Source organism: Paenibacillus allorhizoplanae, from assembly GCF_927798215.1.
GTDB lineage: Bacteria > Bacillota > Bacilli > Paenibacillales > NBRC-103111 > Paenibacillus_E > Paenibacillus_E allorhizoplanae.
This window is the reverse complement of sequence record NZ_CAKMMW010000012.1, coordinates 108,599-124,300: the sequence shown is the minus strand read 5'-3', so window position 1 is coordinate 124,300 and position 15,702 is coordinate 108,599. Positions and strand designations below refer to the sequence as shown.

Here is a 15,702-nt window from a genome sequence, read left to right as displayed (position 1 = left end):
CTAAACATTACTTCGTACGTGTCATACCTTCATGTGCAAGTTCTAAGCTCTCGATGGCAACTTCGTTCCCAGTTCCTTTAAAGCTTGGTGCTGAGTACTTGGATGGCCACGCTTCGATAACCTGCCAAGTGGCTACATCTCCGCCCTCTTCGTTGATCGCGATAATCGTGACCGTTTTGCGGGAGATTTTGCCTTGAATGGACTCTGACATCCAGTTGTACATATCCATGGAGTCTGTAACTCCCCATTTCAATGAGATGTTACCGTATTTAGCAAGACCCGGAAGCTTCCGAGGCGTGATGGTTTCGTTTCCTTCTCTGTATTCAATCACCGATAAGGAAGCATCAAATCCAGAAATTTCGCTGAATCCAGCTTGTTGAATACCTTCTACTTCAATTCTAAATCTAAAATTGCGGTATGGATCCCTACGTTCGCCAGCCATAATATACCCCTTTCCTAATATGCGTAATATCTAACGTTAGACTATTCTTCTCTTGTTTTCTGAGTAATACGGAAGATCACGAACTCGGCAGGTTTCACCGGAGCAACCCCGATTACGCAGATCAATCGACCATTATCGATGTCATCCTGTGTCATTGTGCTGCGACCAATATTAATGTAGAACGCTTCAGAAGGACTTCCGCCCATCAAAGCACCATCTCTCCACACTCGCGTCAAGAACGCATCAATCGTCCGCTGTACACGTGCCCAAAGCTGTTCGTCATTCGGTTCGAAGACAACCCAGTTCGTGCCGTTCTTGATGGACTCTTCGATAAAGATGAACAAACGTCTTACGTTCACATATTTCCATAAACCGTTCGACGATGTTGTACGAGCACCCCATACACGAATACCTTGTCCAGCAAAGTGACGGATCAAGTTAACGCCTTGTGGGTTTAGAATATCTTGCTCGCCTTTGTTATATTGGCAATCGAGGCCAACTGCACCGCGAACAACTTCATTCGCTGGCGCTTTTTGAACACCACGGGATTGGTCGGAACGGGAGTAGATACCGATGACGGAACCAGATGGCGGTATGTAAATGTTGCGTTTATCTAATGGATCGAATACTTGTAACCATGGGTTGTACATCGCTGCATAAGAACTGTCAAAAATATTGCGGTGTGTCATAACATCCGCTACCTTTGTTTTCTCGCGTGGAATATCGAGAACCGCAAAGCGGCTGCCCAAGTTTTCACAGTGCGCTACAAGGGATAATTGAACCGTCGGCTCAGTTACGCCTGGAATCGCAATGATGGATACGACATCGTTATCGATGAAGGACTGAATCCCTGTACGTTTGCCAGGCCCACGATCAACACCCATGTAAATATCAGGCGTTACATTCGCGATGGAACCGTTGCTGCCGCCAGACAAAGCGATTTGGAATTTGCCAGCTGTTTCGTTCTCACCGGAAAGCACCTCGAAAGGAGCGATTGCGCCAAGATCTTGACCTTCTGTCAAATCCTTCACCGTAATAATATTTGAACGGGAAACGATTTTCTCAATGTGATTCGCTGCTGTGATGTTCAGGGATACCTTCTCATACGTCTCAGCTTCGTCACCGTAGAATACGTGAAGTGTAAATTCACTTGTTGTCAGAACTTTGGCAGGTAGCAATCCGCTATCTACAACATCGCCATCAAGTGCTTCAGACAACGAGATAATGTTATCTTGAGAAGCGACAACTTTGCTGTATTGCTTCACGCCTGCTGCTTCAAAAGCAACTACGTCGCCAACATTAAATCCGGCGTTGTTCTTCACGCGATATTGTGATTCGCTTAGCACTTCATAGATTTGCGTCTTAGCTTTGCTAGCTGGCACAACCACGATACGAACTTGGTTCCCCCATGTTCCAGGGTTCTTGGAAGCAATCTCAAGAATTGCTGATTCTTTATTCGAAGCTGCTTTGTTCGTTGCTACTTTCGCGTCAGTTGGCGCTACACGCATGACGAAACAGCGATTACCTCCGTTTAAGTAGAAATGCTCTACAGCATAAGAAAGGAAACGATATTCGCCGAATTCATTCTCGGACAAGTAGCTCCCGAATAAACGGTGGAAATCAGCTACGCTCGTAACCAGTTGAGGGACACCTTCAATTTCCCCTCTTTGCGCAAGCCCTATAAACCCGGCCGTACTTGTGCTTGCACCCTCAAGCGGTTGTGCTCCGCTGTCAAACTCTTCCACATAGACTCCAGGTGATAAATAGTCAGCCATTGTTCCCCAGTTCAGTCAGATGGCACTGCTTACTTAATAAATATGGCCAAAGACATGAAACCAGTTCTCTCCTTTCTGCTTGTCATTTTGTATAGAAGATGGACGTGTCCATTCTACTAATTAGGGTTACGCGAGTTGTATCGTGCCAAGGTTAGTGGTGGTTCCTTCTGCTACTGCGAGATCCTTGATCTTATGCTCGTTATCCGTCCCATACGTGATAACCAACTCGGTATGAAACGTCGGGATCCGATTACCTCGAAAAGCAATCACAACCTCTCCACGTTCCGTACTACGAGTTTCTTGAACGGGAAGCAGCATAGCGCCACGCGTATACGATTTCGTTAATGGATTCGCGAGTTGAAACCGTTTCTGGTGCTCCAGCACTTCGGAAATCCGGATGACCTCTTCATCTGGTTGGGAACCTCTACCTCGCAGCAGGTAAAAATCACCTACTACAATACCTCCTGTAAATGAACCTAATGTCATTTCACTAGCACCTTTGTCGGCTTGATCAACCATTACGCGCGCGCGTGCGCAGTCCTCCGTTAGCACGGTCGACTGTAAGTGAGCATCGCGAATTGGAGAGCCAGCTGCATTCTGGAGCATGAAGCGAATCAGTCCTGCCCCTTGAGAAAAAGGGTACGAAGGTAACGGTTTCATTTGAACAACTTCGATAAAATTATGTGCGTTAACTGTGATGTTTGTTTGTTCTTGAAAATAATACTCGCTATGTACCGATAGACGGTATTCGCCGGGGGATAAATCGTTGAATATATAGGAACCATTCGATTTACGAATTGCTTTCGAACGGGTGCCTTCCAGGTGAACTGTGGTCGTGTTGCCAAGAGGAGCTTGAGAGGTGAGTGCGTCAATCACACACACAACCAGGGAAACGCGGGATCTCAATTGTGATATTCGAATCTGATCCACGGGTGGAATCCTCCTAACCTTGAATACGAAAATCGGTTTCCGAAACCCTTTTTGTTGTTCTGATGCGCGTTGAGTCAATATGTACAGGCCCCACCGTATAAGCAATTGAGAGTCTGTAAGGGGTGTCTGAGAAATTCCACATATTCATGAGGCTCTCACCTTTGAAAGGATCCATGATAATACGGACTTCTTCATCTTGCTCAGCTAATGTGCCCACTGTCATCGAACCTCGAAGGATGGAATGATCGTAGAATACTTGCATTGCTCTGCCTAGAATTCGATGCTCATCCAATGCTCTCGAAGAAAGCTCAGCTGGCGATTGTACCGTAACTATGTAACTTAAATCGACAACCATAGGAGGAAACTGAATCTCGTTCGTCCCTCTAGCAATCATATGGGTTTGGCGATTATTGCCGCTCTCACGAACATTATATAGATAGAGTGAAAGATAGAAATCCCCTTTATCTACAGGCGATGCGAGACCAATCATTTCTGGTTGCGGAATAGGATCTGGGGTCATGTTTTCTCTAAGTAGCTTGACTAAAGATGCACTTACATCAGCGATGACAGAATAATTGCCTATGAGTGTCACTTCCTGCCTCTAAATACCTATAAATCTTGTAAAAAAGATGCTTAATATGTCACATTGTGTATCTTTTTCTATTATAAATGTAAACCGTCAGGTTGACTATAGGATTCTCGTATTTATTTATGTTTTTCATCCCGGAAAATGGCGATATTTGGCTGAAAATCGGTGTATAGAACCGACAAAGGACAATCTCACAGAATTGTAAGATCGTCCTTTGCGTACTGTTCTAGTAATCCTCCCACTCCTGTCGAGCGAGGATTTTACCCGATTTCTGCAGCTCATGCCGAATGGATTTGATAATATGCTGCATTCGGATGGATTCACCCGCTTCCGCTGCCAAAAATGCAGAAGAGAGCACGACATTCTTGATGTTCCCTCCTGCAATCTCGTATCGCTGTGCGAGATATTTGAAATCAACATCATGGCTAAGCGGTGCAGCTGGCGGAAACATCGACTGCCAAATTTTCTCCCGATATTCACTATCCGGAAACGGAAATTTAATGACATAATTGATCCGCCTCAGAAAGGCCTCATCAATGTTATTTAATAGATTAGTAGCGAGCACTGTGATGCCTTGATACTCTTCCATTTTTTGAAGTAGATACGCGGTTTCAATATTCGCATACTTATCGTGTGAATCCTTCACTTCGGAACGCTTACCGAAAAGCGCATCCGTCTCATCGAAGAACAGCACCGCGTTGCTCAACTGCGCTTCTTCAAAGATTTCGTGCAAATTCTTCTCGGTTTCACCGATGTATTTGCTGATCACCTGCGAGAGGTCAACCTTATACAACTCAAGCTGCAGATCGCCGGCTACGACCTGTGCCGACATCGTCTTCCCGGTGCCCGGCGGACCGGCGAAGAGCATGCTGAGCCCTTTGCCGTAGGCCAGCTTCTTCTCGAAGCCCCAATCGTTGTACACGACGCCGCGATACTTCACTTGGTTACACGCGTTGCGGAGCTGATCCTTCTGCTCGGGTGGGAGGATCACATCCCCAAACCCATAGCGAGGCTCAATGCGCGTCGCTTTGCGCTCCAGCTTGTGCTGCACCTGCTGGTAGCACGCCTTATACAGCGCGTCGCTGCGCAGCGCGCCCGAAGTACCAGCCCCGGCAGCTGCATCCTGCCAGGTCGAGTACCCGCGCGCCAGCGAGAGCGCACGGCGTATTTGCCCCGGGGTGAAGCGGAATTTCCCGCTCATCACCCGATAGTCCACATCCGCGCCGGCGCCAATCTCCTGCGCAAATGCCCGCCAAAGGCGCTCGCGCCCGCCTTCGTCAGGCACGGTAAGTTCATGCTCAAGGAGCAGGCGCTCCTTGGGCTTCCAGCTTAGCCGGTTGAATCGCCCGGCTAAGAGAAAGATCATGCCGCCATAGCCGTCGAGCAGCTCATGGAACCGCCCGAGCCGCTGCTGCGCAGCCAAGTCTGGCTCTGCGGGGTAAAGCACCTCCAGCCGTGTGAAACACAGGATGGCTTGGTGAAGAATTGCTTCGCGTATAATAACGCTAATCTGATCATCGAAGCTCGCCGCATGCAGCTGCACATCAGCCAGGTCCACCAATAGCAGAGGCTTATGGAAGGAACGGCTAAGATGCTTCACTTGCAGCTTTTTGCCAGAACCGGCATTCCCCCAGAGATGGAAGGCAAGCCGTTTGCGTTCCGCTGCTGGCGCTTGATACATGTCAGTAATGAACCCGTGCAATCGCTGCTGGAAATCTTCCTGCACAAGCAATGGTGAGATCTCGTCATCCGGGTAAATAATCTCGACAGCTGGCTTGAGCTTGGGATCTAGCTCGCCTGAATCCAGCAGAAAGGTCACAATCCGTTTATCCAGCTGCAAAGGTCTGGATAACAGCGTCTGCCCACTAACGATCAACGTGTCTGGATGGAGCACATAGCGAGCCAATCGGCCGTCAGGTGCCATAAAGGTCGTACGCGCAGCCCTCATGTCCTCCGGAGTTGTACAAGTAATTTGAAGCGCTATGCTAATATTCGGTGTTTTGCTAGTTAAGTCGTCTAATAGAAAGCCAAAAATCCGCTCATATTTCCGATCTAATTCCACGGCAAGCCCGAGCATAACGATGCGTTCTTCGACAGATGAGAGGCCAAAAACGGTGGATAAATAGGCTAACGGGAGAAATGTACCTCCCTTGCGGCTTTCTGCAAGGCGGCTTACAATGGCACTCTCTAGATGCTCTATCATACCGAGTACGTCTTGCTCGTCCTCATCAATCTCTTCTTCACTGCCAAACCCGCCAATGAGACGAATAAATTCATCCTCCGACACAAACATCCCGCGGAACGAATCCGTTTGCGGATCAGGTGTAAGCTTTTGACGTCGCTTATAGAGAAGCTCCAGCTTCTTATCTAGCAGTTGAAGCTCATCCTTATAATGTTCCCATGCATGCACATACCCTAGAACTGTCATAGGCCTCCCCAATGACTATATAATTTTTTTCAAAACGAATCGATTAACATCATTAATAGCTTGCCTAAAGAGGGGGTTATTCTTTACAATATCAGGATAAGGCACAAATCATTTCGACACCTACTGCCCTGAAAGGAAAGTGGCCACCTTCTGATGGAACAATTTCCAGCACATGATCCAACTTGGAATCGAAAGCTCATTCTAACGTTATGGTGGATCCTCATCATTTATGAAGTAGCTGCTACGATTGCTCTAAGCTTTGAAATTAATGAGCAGCCGTCGAATTGGTTTAATAGCTTTGTTCGTTTTCAAGTTTACCCTACAGGATTACAGCTACTTCTTATGGGCATAGGCTATTTGGCCATCTACTTTTTAAAGAACTATAGTGAGTTTATCATGATCATATGGACTATGACTATGGTTAGTATATTCATCCTTTGTATACCTGAAATGACACGCAGCTATGAACTGCTATGCATGCCGATTCTATTAGCCTCGATATATTTCCATAAAAAATATGTGATTTTCGCCTACAGTCTTGGCGTTGCGAGTCTATTCATTCTATTGCTTATACAGAAGGGACTGGGACTAACAACGAATCCTTACGAAATTATCGTCTCTCTGACTACCTTAACTGCAATTTCAATGCTTTGTTTTACCATAATGAGCCGTGGACTCGACCTGCTAGCCAAACTTAGGCACTCCGTCATACGTGAGCAAGATTTGCTGATTCGCAACGTCATGATAGATCGCCTCTCCAAGGTTGATGCACTTACGGAGTTGTTTAATCACCGCTCTTTCCAAGAACATACGGACCACCTCATTTCACATATGCCACATGATACACCCTTAGTACTTGCCTTGATGGACATAGATAATTTCAAACTCATTAATGATAATTATGGACATTGGGTTGGGGATGTTGTTCTCAAAACAATTGGCTCCATTCTTAAAGAAGTGCTTGGTCCAGATGATATGTCCTTTCGTTATGGCGGCGAGGAGTTTGCGGTATTGTTCGTTGGGAAATCACATCAAGATGTGCTAGCCATTTGCGAAGAAATTATGGAATCGATACGCGACACCGTCATCCCTGAAATGCCAGATCAGAAGCTGACGATGAGTATTGGACTCGCGACTTATAATCGGAATACGATGAAAAAGGCATGGTTCCAGCTTGTCGACGAATGCTTGTACACGGCCAAACGCAACGGTAAGAACCGCATACATGTCCATGCTTCCGATATTCAAGTGCCCATAGCCGAATAACCTTACAATCAGGAGCCAAGTGCTGCTGGTTTTTTCATTTGAGCTGTCGTGGAAAAAAGTGTTAAGCCTCATACATGAATTGGTTGCTTTAGGAAAACACTAACCAAAATCAAATGAGGTGATAATCATGTGTCATTCTATAGCCGTTCTGGCTGATGTCCACGAAGTTATGAAGCAATTCCGCGTCGATCGGCTCTTATCCTACAGTTCCAATCGGTATGAGGTGCGCCCAACTGAATCTGTATCTGCCGTGATGATCAATCGCAAGGGAGAACGTATATTAGATGAATTCCGTTGGGGTTTGATGCCTTTCTGGGCGAAGGATGCTGTATGCGGTGATCGCAATTCCATTTTCTCCAATATCGTGTTCGAGCGCATTGTCAAAAAACAACGTTGTGTCATCCCCTGCAGCAGTTTCTACGTGGGGCGAACGGAAGGTAAGGAGACGGAGTGGATTCGTTTCAAAATGCGGAGCGGCACGTTCGGCATTGCTGGGCTGTACGACATTTGGCAAGCCCCTTCAGGGGGAGAGGAACTTCGCACGTGCATGATGCTAATGACGGAATCCAACTCCGTTGTCTCGCCGTACCACGCAAGCATGCCAGCTATTCTTGATGAGGAACAGATGGAGAAGTGGCTGCAGCCTGACCAGAAGGATAGTCGCCAGTTAAGATCTTATCTACATCCCATCGATGAGATGCGGATGGTCGCAAACATTCTCTCTTCCCCAGCTGAGAAGCTGGAAATAGGCTCGGATGTCAGTATTTTTGTATGAGAAAAACTTCTATCGAAGTACTTCGAAGATGTGCGACCGCGTTTTAAATGTAGTTTTTATCGCCAATAAGAATTAGTTCTTCCGAGTTCCGGAACCTTATTAATTCTTATGTGGAGAAAAAAGGACTTGCGCTTACGCGCAGGTCCTTTTATTTCTTCGGAACAGGCGGCAATGCGCCACCTTCCCCTATAATACGAACGCCATCTGCACAAACGCCGTAAGGCTCCCAACGGCATGTCGCACAGAGATTGCTAATATCTGTCGGCTTTACTTCAAGGGCTACTTGACCGCAAATGGTAGACCAAGTCCGCTCCATCCCCACCTCCAAGCCGAGCTTGGCAACAATCTCTGCATCCCGATGGTACACCGTCCGATTCTCGCAATGCGCAACTTCATCCTGCGGAAACGCAGCGCACAGATCGTCAGGTCCGAGCACAACGCGAATCATCGTCTCAGGCTCTGTGCGCAGCTGCTCATAGACCGTCGTCATATTTTCACAAAACGCTGGGGAATACCCCATTCCGCGGTAGCCTAACAAACAGAGCAAGTGATGTCCGCGAAGTTGGATCATACGTTGTTAACCTTGGGCACACGGTACAATCCATAGCCAGCCATCGGAATAACAGGTTCTTTATCCTCAATAAGACCATCCCCTTTGGCATGCAAGGCAACATCAATGAGCCACTTCGTGAAATCTGCCACTGGCATAGAAGCCATTTCTTCCAGACTATAAAAGCCTGCCGCATCTACTTCGACGCCATCCGGCTGAGGTATTCCGCTAATGTAGGACATTTCGAAGGCAATGTACACATTATGTATGCTTCTCGGCAGATCGCGTACAGCAACCAGTCGTGAGACGGATGCCTCGACGCCGGATTCTTCCAATACTTCTCGTACAATTGTATCTTGAATCAATTCATGCTGCTCAATATAGCCGCCAGGGTTTGTCCAGCGGCCTTTCCCTGGTTCTTGCGCTCTGCGCACAAGTAATATTTTCTCATCCTTCATCACAAGCGCACCGACACCGATGCTGTAGTTGCCCCAATGAACAAAACTACATTCTGGCGCTGTGCAGGCCCGTCTCTCCGTTCCATCCACATCACGCGTCTCCATGGCAGCTCCGCAGCTCATGCAAAATTTGGCTTCCATCTCTCTCAGCTCCCTTGGTCATTCATCGTCTAATCATCTATATGCAAGGATACTGCGAAAGATGGACAATAGGCAACCCTATATTAATGGGTTTGCTGGTCATTTGACCGGGAAAAAAAGAAGCCTCTCCACAACGGGAAAGGCTTCTTAACGCTAAGATTATTATGATATCTATAAAATCTTATAAGTACCTGCGAATCAATTCAGCTAATTCATCAGCAACGTAGCTAGCGCCGGAATTTAGTTGATTACGGTCGAATCGCACCCTTACAAATCTTTCATCCGTACCCGTCGCTTCGGCAAATAGGCCGGCTAACCCGCGCGCTTTGCGATCAATCTGCAGCAGCAAATCGACGCCGTCCTCGTCCGGGAAGAAGATGATTTCTAATTCATCCAGTTGGCCCCGGAATTGCATGGTGGGGACGAATTCGAATTCTTGAACGAAAGGCAATCCAATTTCTCTACCAATAGCTGGCGCATATTCGCATGTCACCTCACGGAGTCGAAAACCGAGTTCATTGACAGCCTCCAGCACAACCTCGGAATGTGGATGTGGTCTTACTTGAAGCTGATCTTGATCCTTCGGATCAATCGCTTCTTTAATATCAAGTCCCGTTTGAATCCACACAGGGGTTCTTCCCAAGGTCGCTGGGGTATTGTTGGGGAGCTGGAACGAGACAGGGAACTCATATACTTGCTCTGCCTGGACGGTAAATTCCCCAGTAAGCTGGAACTTAGCCACAGGAGCTTCTATTTGCGTCTTTGTATCGTTCTGCTCCTTCAGGTAACGCGTCATAACGAAGGCGTACACATCAGTGATTTGCTGATCCACGCGCCCCCCTTGAATTCTGACGACGCCACTGATTATTTCCCCGGCATTCACCGTATCTTGATGGAGCATGAGATCTACTTGGGCCGCGCCGATCCCGACGCTCGCGAGCATGCGCTTGAACATAGACATGTGTAAATTTCCTCCTTGTCATTCATATACTCATGATACGATTTGAGGCCCAAGTGGTTTCATATGTTTAATACAAAAATGGTTGCAACTGGATAATTCCTCCTTTTCAGCCGCCGTGAATTGGGGCTTGTAATTCCGTTTTGTGGTATCCTAATGACATCTATTCCTTTGTCATACTTGGTATGTAAGTTTGGTCTTCCCATCCAGATCCACAACACGTGCTGTCGCCTGAAAATGGGGGAACACATCATGTTTGATGGCGATTCGCTCAGGTTTAACGATCTCAACAAACACGTTGAAATCCAATGATGATTTAAACGATTTTGGGCTTAATAATAGGAATATGTATGTCAATTTAGGAGGGAATACCATGGAAGTTTTTGCAGAGTTTTTAGGGCGTATCGATCACCCACAACATCGGGATCGAACGGAAGAAGTTTTGACTTGGGTATCTGAGAAGTTCCCGAATTTAGAGCCAAAAATCGCATGGAATCAGCCTATGTTTACCGACCATGGCACATTTATTATTGGGTTTAGCGTAGCCAAACCCCATTTGGCTATTGCCCCTGAAAAGGCAGGCATTCTTCAGTTCGCGGATGATATTGTACAAGCTGGCTACGATCACACGAAGGAGTTGGTGCGTATCAAGTGGAATAGTCCGGTTGATTATTCATTACTTGAGAAAATGATCGCGTTTAATGTGGCGGATAAGGCAGAGTGTTCAACTTTTTGGCGGAAATAGTATTATTCTACATTTACTAAGTGCCAGCTTAGCTATGGTCAAAGATGCGAAAAGGCATCTTTTTTCGGAGCAAACGGTGGAGTAAAGACGAATTGATGCGAAGAGGCAACCTTTTGGAGCGAACGATGCTATTTAGCCAAATGAAGGCAGAAATTGTTGCCTTTTTGCACACATATCAGATAGAGTGGTTAATTTGATATAAAAGGTTGTATTATTGCATTTCACATGTGTCACAGCTGTATGCACAACACGAACTAGGGTAATTTAGAGGTTAAAAAAAGAAGAGCCCTCCGCCACATACATGGCCTCGGGCCCTTCCCATTCGTTCGGTTCCTTCTCCGCCCGCTGCCTAAACCAAAAACATCGCCACGATCGTTGTCACGGCTAAGCCGAAGAGCACGGGCTTCAGATTCCGCCGCGCAAGCTCGAACGGACTCACGCCGCAGATCGCTGCGGCCGGAATAAGCGCCCACGGGATCAAGGTACCGCCGCCGACCCAGATGGCAGCAACTTGCCCAAGCGCGGTCAGCACCGCTGCGCCAGAGCCAATGGCGGTCGCGAACAGCTGCGCGATGGAGCCCGCCAAGGAAATACCCGAGAAGCCGGAACCATCGAGGCCGGTAATAGCGCCGACGACGGTTAACGTCACGGCACCAATGGCTCCATTGAGCGGCACGACACCTGCGAGTGCCACGCCTAGGTCGTTCACGATACCGTGTGAACCTTCTGGCAATATTTTGCCGAAAAGATCCGTGATCGCGGAGTCACCTAGATAGAAGAAGGCCGCAATCGGAATGACGGGACCGAAGACTTTGAAGCCGAACACAAAGCCTTCTATTAAATAGGAAGTGATCTTCTCCACGCCAGCATTTCGGTGAGCGATTAAGGTGACTGCGATTAAGATAAACACCGCGGTACCACCCACGAGAGCGGTTGCATCACCGCCTTGCAAATTCAAGACGAACATCGCAATAACATCTAGAGCGAACAGCACGGGAATTGCAATAGCTAGACTCCGTTTCAAACGCTCTCTAATCAGCAGTTTGCTCTCTTCATCAACAGGAACAAGCCCGCCGCTTTCCTCTAAACGGCTATCAATAAGTCCGCTGCGCCACTTGCCGTTCTTCATATCGCGCCGCATCAGCCAGAAAGCTGTTATCGTCGTAACAAGCCCCATCACAATGACGAGCGGAATACTCGCTTCCATTACGGAGGATACCGGTAAGCCAGCTGCATCCGCTGTCAATTTGGGAGCCCCTTGAATAATGTAATCCCCCGATAGCGCAATCCCATGTCCGAAGAGGTTCATCGCCATCGCGGCACCGAGTGCCGGCAAGCCAACGCGAACAGCGACGGGCAACAGCACAGCACCAATCAGCGCAACCGCAGGTGAAGGCCAAAAAAACCAGGATGTCACCATCATAATGATGCCGATACCCCAGAAGGCTAACGCTGGCGTTCTCAGAAATTTGGTCAGTGGCGCCACCATCGTTTCATTAATCCCTGTGCGAATTAAGACGCGGCTCATGGCCACGATAATGGAAATGATCATAATCGTCCCCATTAACTCTTTGGTTGCATAAATAAAGCTGTTAAACACACCCGATACAGAGCCGCTCAACGTTTCCGTCGCTAACAACCCTAGTGTAAAAATACCCACCACACAAATCATCGTCGTATCTCTTCGTTTAACAAGAAGCGTAAGAATGAAACCAATAAACACTAAATAGACCCAATGAATCGGTAAAAGTTGAATATCCATCCTGCACCACACACCCTCTCAGCCCAAGCAACAATTGGTGCTACATTCTATGCTCGGCTAGGCGTAGGCGTTCGTCTAAATTCGGGCATTTCGTCACCTTGTGGTACAATAAAAAGAACTATTTTAATGAGGTAAGGGGATTATTCATATATGGCAAGGAATCAACGTTTGCATACGGATTCAGATTTTCAGGAGGTCATTGACCGACAGGGTGTTGTTCGCATTTTTAAGGATGACCATATTGTCGATTCCAATGCGGTTGTTCTACGTTTCAGTGATACGACAGTCGTTGTGCAAACGCGCGTCAGCGATTTGACCTATTATGATCGGGCAGCTTGTGAGTTTTTTGAGATGAAAAAAAGATAGGATACTGTTGGCGAACAAAAAAGAAGCCGCTTCAATGCGGCTCCCAGCTATAGTTTCACTTTACTTTTTATGATATAACTTCATTCGCCACATCAAATCATCTTCTGACATATACGATGTACCTGCATGGATTCTATAAATCTCATTACTTCCTATGGTATTGATCCCCTCTTTGGTCGTAAAGAAAAGTTCAATTCCCACTTCCTTTCCTACCCCAATGACCGTTTCATTATAGGAACCAAAAGGAAATGCAAGTAGACGATACTGCGGTCCTAACTCTTCCTCGATACGGTTTTCAGCCTTTAGCAGATCCTGTTTAATTCTCTTTCGATATTCATCGTCCGTTTCAATTCTTTTTTCATTTTCCAAATAAATGGGATTTGTAAGCATTGGCATAAGTGTATTCCCAGAACCCGCCTTGACTTTGTCATGGTGATCGTACGTATGAGAGTAAAAACTCATCCCGTTCTGCTTCATTTCTCTCATCTGATCCCATGTTAGACGCGGTGCCTTAGGATGATCTATAGAATCAACAACGATAAATTTAGTAGCATGGAAACCAAAGTTAAGTAGTTCAGGATACGCGTGGGTATAAAAGGATTCATAGCCATCATCAAACGTGATGACAACCGCATTTTGGGGAACCTTAGCCTCCCCCTTCATGAAATGCAGAAAATGTTCCATGGAGATGACATTGTAATCTTCTTTCTTCAACCTTTGCAGGTGACTTTTAAATCTTTTGGGGGAAATTGTAATTCCGTTTTCTTTTTCATCAATGTGATGATAGGCGAGTACGATGACTTTGTCGGTATAATGAACCTTTTGTTTACCATAATCTGCTTGGTCAAAAGCTAGCGCATTTACTTGACGCTGCCCCGGTTGTTGTTGCGTTTCGAGTTCTAGTTGCTGTACGACTGGCTTAACCTCTTGTTTTACCTCTTTTATTGCAACGGGTTCTGCAAACTGTTCATAAGAAGGCGTACGCTGTTCTTCGCTTATTACTTGTTCTGGACTAATAGTCTGCTCCAAGGACTTCGGCGAAGTTGCAGGTATGACTAAATAGAGGCAAAATAAAAAGCTAGAAAACAAAAGAACAGTAAACGCCAAATTCGTTGGATTTTGCAAATTCAGTCTATTCATGCTGACAACAACCCCGTAGATGAGATGATAATAAATTACGAAGATAGTATCATGAAAACGCTTTCTTGTAAACTATTTATTACATTACTTCCTCCTATTATTCGATAAGTTCCAAAGCGGCAAGCAGTACAAAGTTATAGCCTAATTTACGCAGCTGCGGTATCGCTTTGATGACACCCTCGGCGGTATCCTTCTCGGGATGATTCATGTGCGCAAGGACGATAGACCCGCTCGGAGCCTTCGATATGGCGTTGTACACTTGCTCCGTGTTATACGTCGCTCCCGCATCGCCAAGCACGGAGTATCCCGCTAGCTCGAACCCTAAATCATGCGCAACGGATACCGCAATCTCATCGTAAAATGCCGTACCCGAACGGAAAAATAAGGGCCTTTTCCCCGTCAGCTTCTCTATCTGATCCGCATTATCCTTCATTTCATGAATAACTTCTTTGACGTTCTTCGTACCCGCAATACCGTAGGCTGGCTTGCCTGTTACAGATAAGGGGCGGTGTTCGGTGCCATGATTTTCGATCTCAAACAAAGGGTTCGATGCCAGATCTTGAAAGGTAGACGGATTCGCAGCTATCCATCTTGCATTGATGAATAACGTAGCTGGAATCTGCTCCTGAATCAAATACTGGATCAACTTCTCATCATAGTCACTGCCTTCCTTCCCGCCGCAGGCATCAAAGGTGAGGGCAATTACTTTGTCCTTCGTATGTAAGCGTGTTTTCACACCGGGGACACGTTCTCCCCACTTCGTTGGACTCACAGAGGCATAACGGGCGATCAATGATTGTTCCACCGAAGCGAAGGCTGGGTCCGCCTCAATATCTACCGTTTTAACGGTTGGACTTTCGGATGATGGATGGAAGGATAACGTTGCAACAGGTGATACGATCGAATTACTCATTGGCGTTGTTAATGTCGTGTTCGCAGGTGGTACGGCAGATGGTGCAAGCGTTGGTATTGGTGTCAATGTTGTAGTACCAGCAGATGTAGATGCAACCGCCATTTCCACACCCTCAGCACTCGGCTCCACCCCACACCCTGCAAGCGTTATCATCGCACTCATAAAGAAAAGGAGGCACATCGTGCGCCCCCTCATTTATGTTTCCGCCAGTCTAATTTACTTTTCTCCAGCTGATAGGCAAAATCGTTCTCAAGACGCTTCTCTTCCGCCTTGCGAGCTGCTTCTACCCTAGCTCTCTCTGCATCCTTCTTCGCTTGCTCTTCCGCTTTCATCGCGTCAGCCTGGGCTTTGAGCCCTTCCAAAATTTCTGGACGCAGCAGATCTTTCAGCGTTGCAGGTTTATCTTGCACGCTAGCCGTAGCTGGCGTAATCTTTGCTTTCTTTTTCACCATAATAAGGTCACC

Annotated in this window: 16 protein-coding genes; 4 read left to right on the top strand and 12 right to left on the bottom strand. The window is 46.8% G+C overall.

Translation table 11 applies throughout. The features are described from left to right. Positions 1-7 precede the first annotated feature (7 nt). The 5 genes from L6I86_RS19845 to L6I86_RS19825 form a co-directional block, all read right to left on the bottom strand. Entirely contained in the window at positions 8-442 is a 435-nt protein-coding gene (locus L6I86_RS19845) for a phage tail protein (protein WP_056612231.1), read from the bottom strand. A gap of 41 nt (positions 443-483) precedes the next feature. After that, positions 484-2,217, bottom strand: a complete 1,734-nt coding sequence (locus tag L6I86_RS19840) for a phage tail sheath family protein (RefSeq protein ID WP_056612226.1) — start codon at positions 2,215-2,217, stop codon at positions 484-486. A 126-nt stretch (positions 2,218-2,343) separates the two neighbouring features. Continuing rightward, on the bottom strand, positions 2,344-3,147 hold the full coding sequence (locus tag L6I86_RS19835; protein ID WP_236289887.1) for a beta-sandwich domain-containing protein: 804 nt from the start codon (positions 3,145-3,147) through the stop codon (positions 2,344-2,346). Between the two features lie 13 nt (positions 3,148-3,160). After that, positions 3,161-3,739, bottom strand: a complete 579-nt coding sequence (locus L6I86_RS19830) for a Pvc16 family protein (RefSeq protein WP_236289885.1) — start codon at positions 3,737-3,739, stop codon at positions 3,161-3,163. Positions 3,740-3,962: 223 nt separating this feature from the next. Beyond that, a complete protein-coding gene (locus L6I86_RS19825; RefSeq protein ID WP_236289883.1) occupies positions 3,963-6,164 on the bottom strand; it encodes an ATP-binding protein in 2,202 nt (733 codons plus the stop codon). A 153-nt stretch (positions 6,165-6,317) separates the two neighbouring features. Here L6I86_RS19825 and L6I86_RS19820 point away from each other — a divergent pair, with 153 nt between their 5' ends. Together L6I86_RS19820 and L6I86_RS19815 are read left to right on the top strand one after the other, a co-directional pair. Continuing rightward, on the top strand, positions 6,318-7,430 hold the full coding sequence (locus L6I86_RS19820; RefSeq protein WP_236289880.1) for a GGDEF domain-containing protein: 1,113 nt from the start codon (positions 6,318-6,320) through the stop codon (positions 7,428-7,430). A gap of 127 nt (positions 7,431-7,557) precedes the next feature. Next, positions 7,558-8,205 (top strand): SOS response-associated peptidase, encoded by a 648-nt coding sequence (locus tag L6I86_RS19815; protein WP_056612215.1) that lies wholly within the window; start codon positions 7,558-7,560, stop codon positions 8,203-8,205. 148 nt (positions 8,206-8,353) lie between these two features. Here the strand turns inward: L6I86_RS19815 and L6I86_RS19810 are convergent, their stop codons facing one another. From L6I86_RS19810 to L6I86_RS19800, 3 genes are all read right to left on the bottom strand, one after another. Further along, positions 8,354-8,776, bottom strand: a complete 423-nt coding sequence (locus L6I86_RS19810) for a DUF1284 domain-containing protein (protein ID WP_236289878.1) — start codon at positions 8,774-8,776, stop codon at positions 8,354-8,356. Beyond that, positions 8,773-9,354 carry an NUDIX domain-containing protein gene (locus tag L6I86_RS19805; protein WP_236289876.1) on the bottom strand — a complete coding sequence of 194 codons (582 nt, stop codon included), beginning with the start codon at positions 9,352-9,354 and terminating at the stop codon, positions 8,773-8,775. Before L6I86_RS19805 ends, L6I86_RS19810 begins: the two co-directional genes overlap by 4 nt. Before the next feature lie 181 nt (positions 9,355-9,535). After that, positions 9,536-10,315, bottom strand: coding sequence for a sporulation protein (locus L6I86_RS19800; RefSeq protein ID WP_236289874.1), 780 nt, complete (start codon positions 10,313-10,315; stop codon positions 9,536-9,538). A 370-nt stretch (positions 10,316-10,685) separates the two neighbouring features. Between L6I86_RS19800 and L6I86_RS19795 the strand changes: the two genes are divergently transcribed. After that, positions 10,686-11,057, top strand: a complete 372-nt coding sequence (locus tag L6I86_RS19795; RefSeq protein WP_236289872.1) for an iron chaperone — start codon at positions 10,686-10,688, stop codon at positions 11,055-11,057. 349 nt (positions 11,058-11,406) lie between these two features. Here the strand turns inward: L6I86_RS19795 and L6I86_RS19790 are convergent, their stop codons facing one another. Further along, a complete protein-coding gene (locus tag L6I86_RS19790) occupies positions 11,407-12,819 on the bottom strand; it encodes a hypothetical protein (protein ID WP_236289871.1) in 1,413 nt (470 codons plus the stop codon). 150 nt (positions 12,820-12,969) lie between these two features. Here L6I86_RS19790 and L6I86_RS19785 point away from each other — a divergent pair, with 150 nt between their 5' ends. Next, positions 12,970-13,185 (top strand): hypothetical protein, encoded by a 216-nt coding sequence (locus L6I86_RS19785; protein WP_056612196.1) that lies wholly within the window; start codon positions 12,970-12,972, stop codon positions 13,183-13,185. Between the two features lie 60 nt (positions 13,186-13,245). On the opposite strand, the gene L6I86_RS19780 is transcribed toward L6I86_RS19785, so the two are convergent. From L6I86_RS19780 to L6I86_RS19770, 3 genes are all read right to left on the bottom strand, one after another. After that, on the bottom strand, positions 13,246-14,310 hold the full coding sequence (locus L6I86_RS19780; protein WP_236289869.1) for a polysaccharide deacetylase family protein: 1,065 nt from the start codon (positions 14,308-14,310) through the stop codon (positions 13,246-13,248). A gap of 112 nt (positions 14,311-14,422) precedes the next feature. Continuing rightward, positions 14,423-15,400 carry a polysaccharide deacetylase family protein gene (locus tag L6I86_RS19775; RefSeq protein ID WP_236289867.1) on the bottom strand — a complete coding sequence of 326 codons (978 nt, stop codon included), beginning with the start codon at positions 15,398-15,400 and terminating at the stop codon, positions 14,423-14,425. 29 nt (positions 15,401-15,429) lie between these two features. Continuing rightward, positions 15,430-15,690 carry a YqkE family protein gene (locus tag L6I86_RS19770; RefSeq protein WP_236289865.1) on the bottom strand — a complete coding sequence of 87 codons (261 nt, stop codon included), beginning with the start codon at positions 15,688-15,690 and terminating at the stop codon, positions 15,430-15,432. Positions 15,691-15,702: the final 12 nt, after the last annotated feature.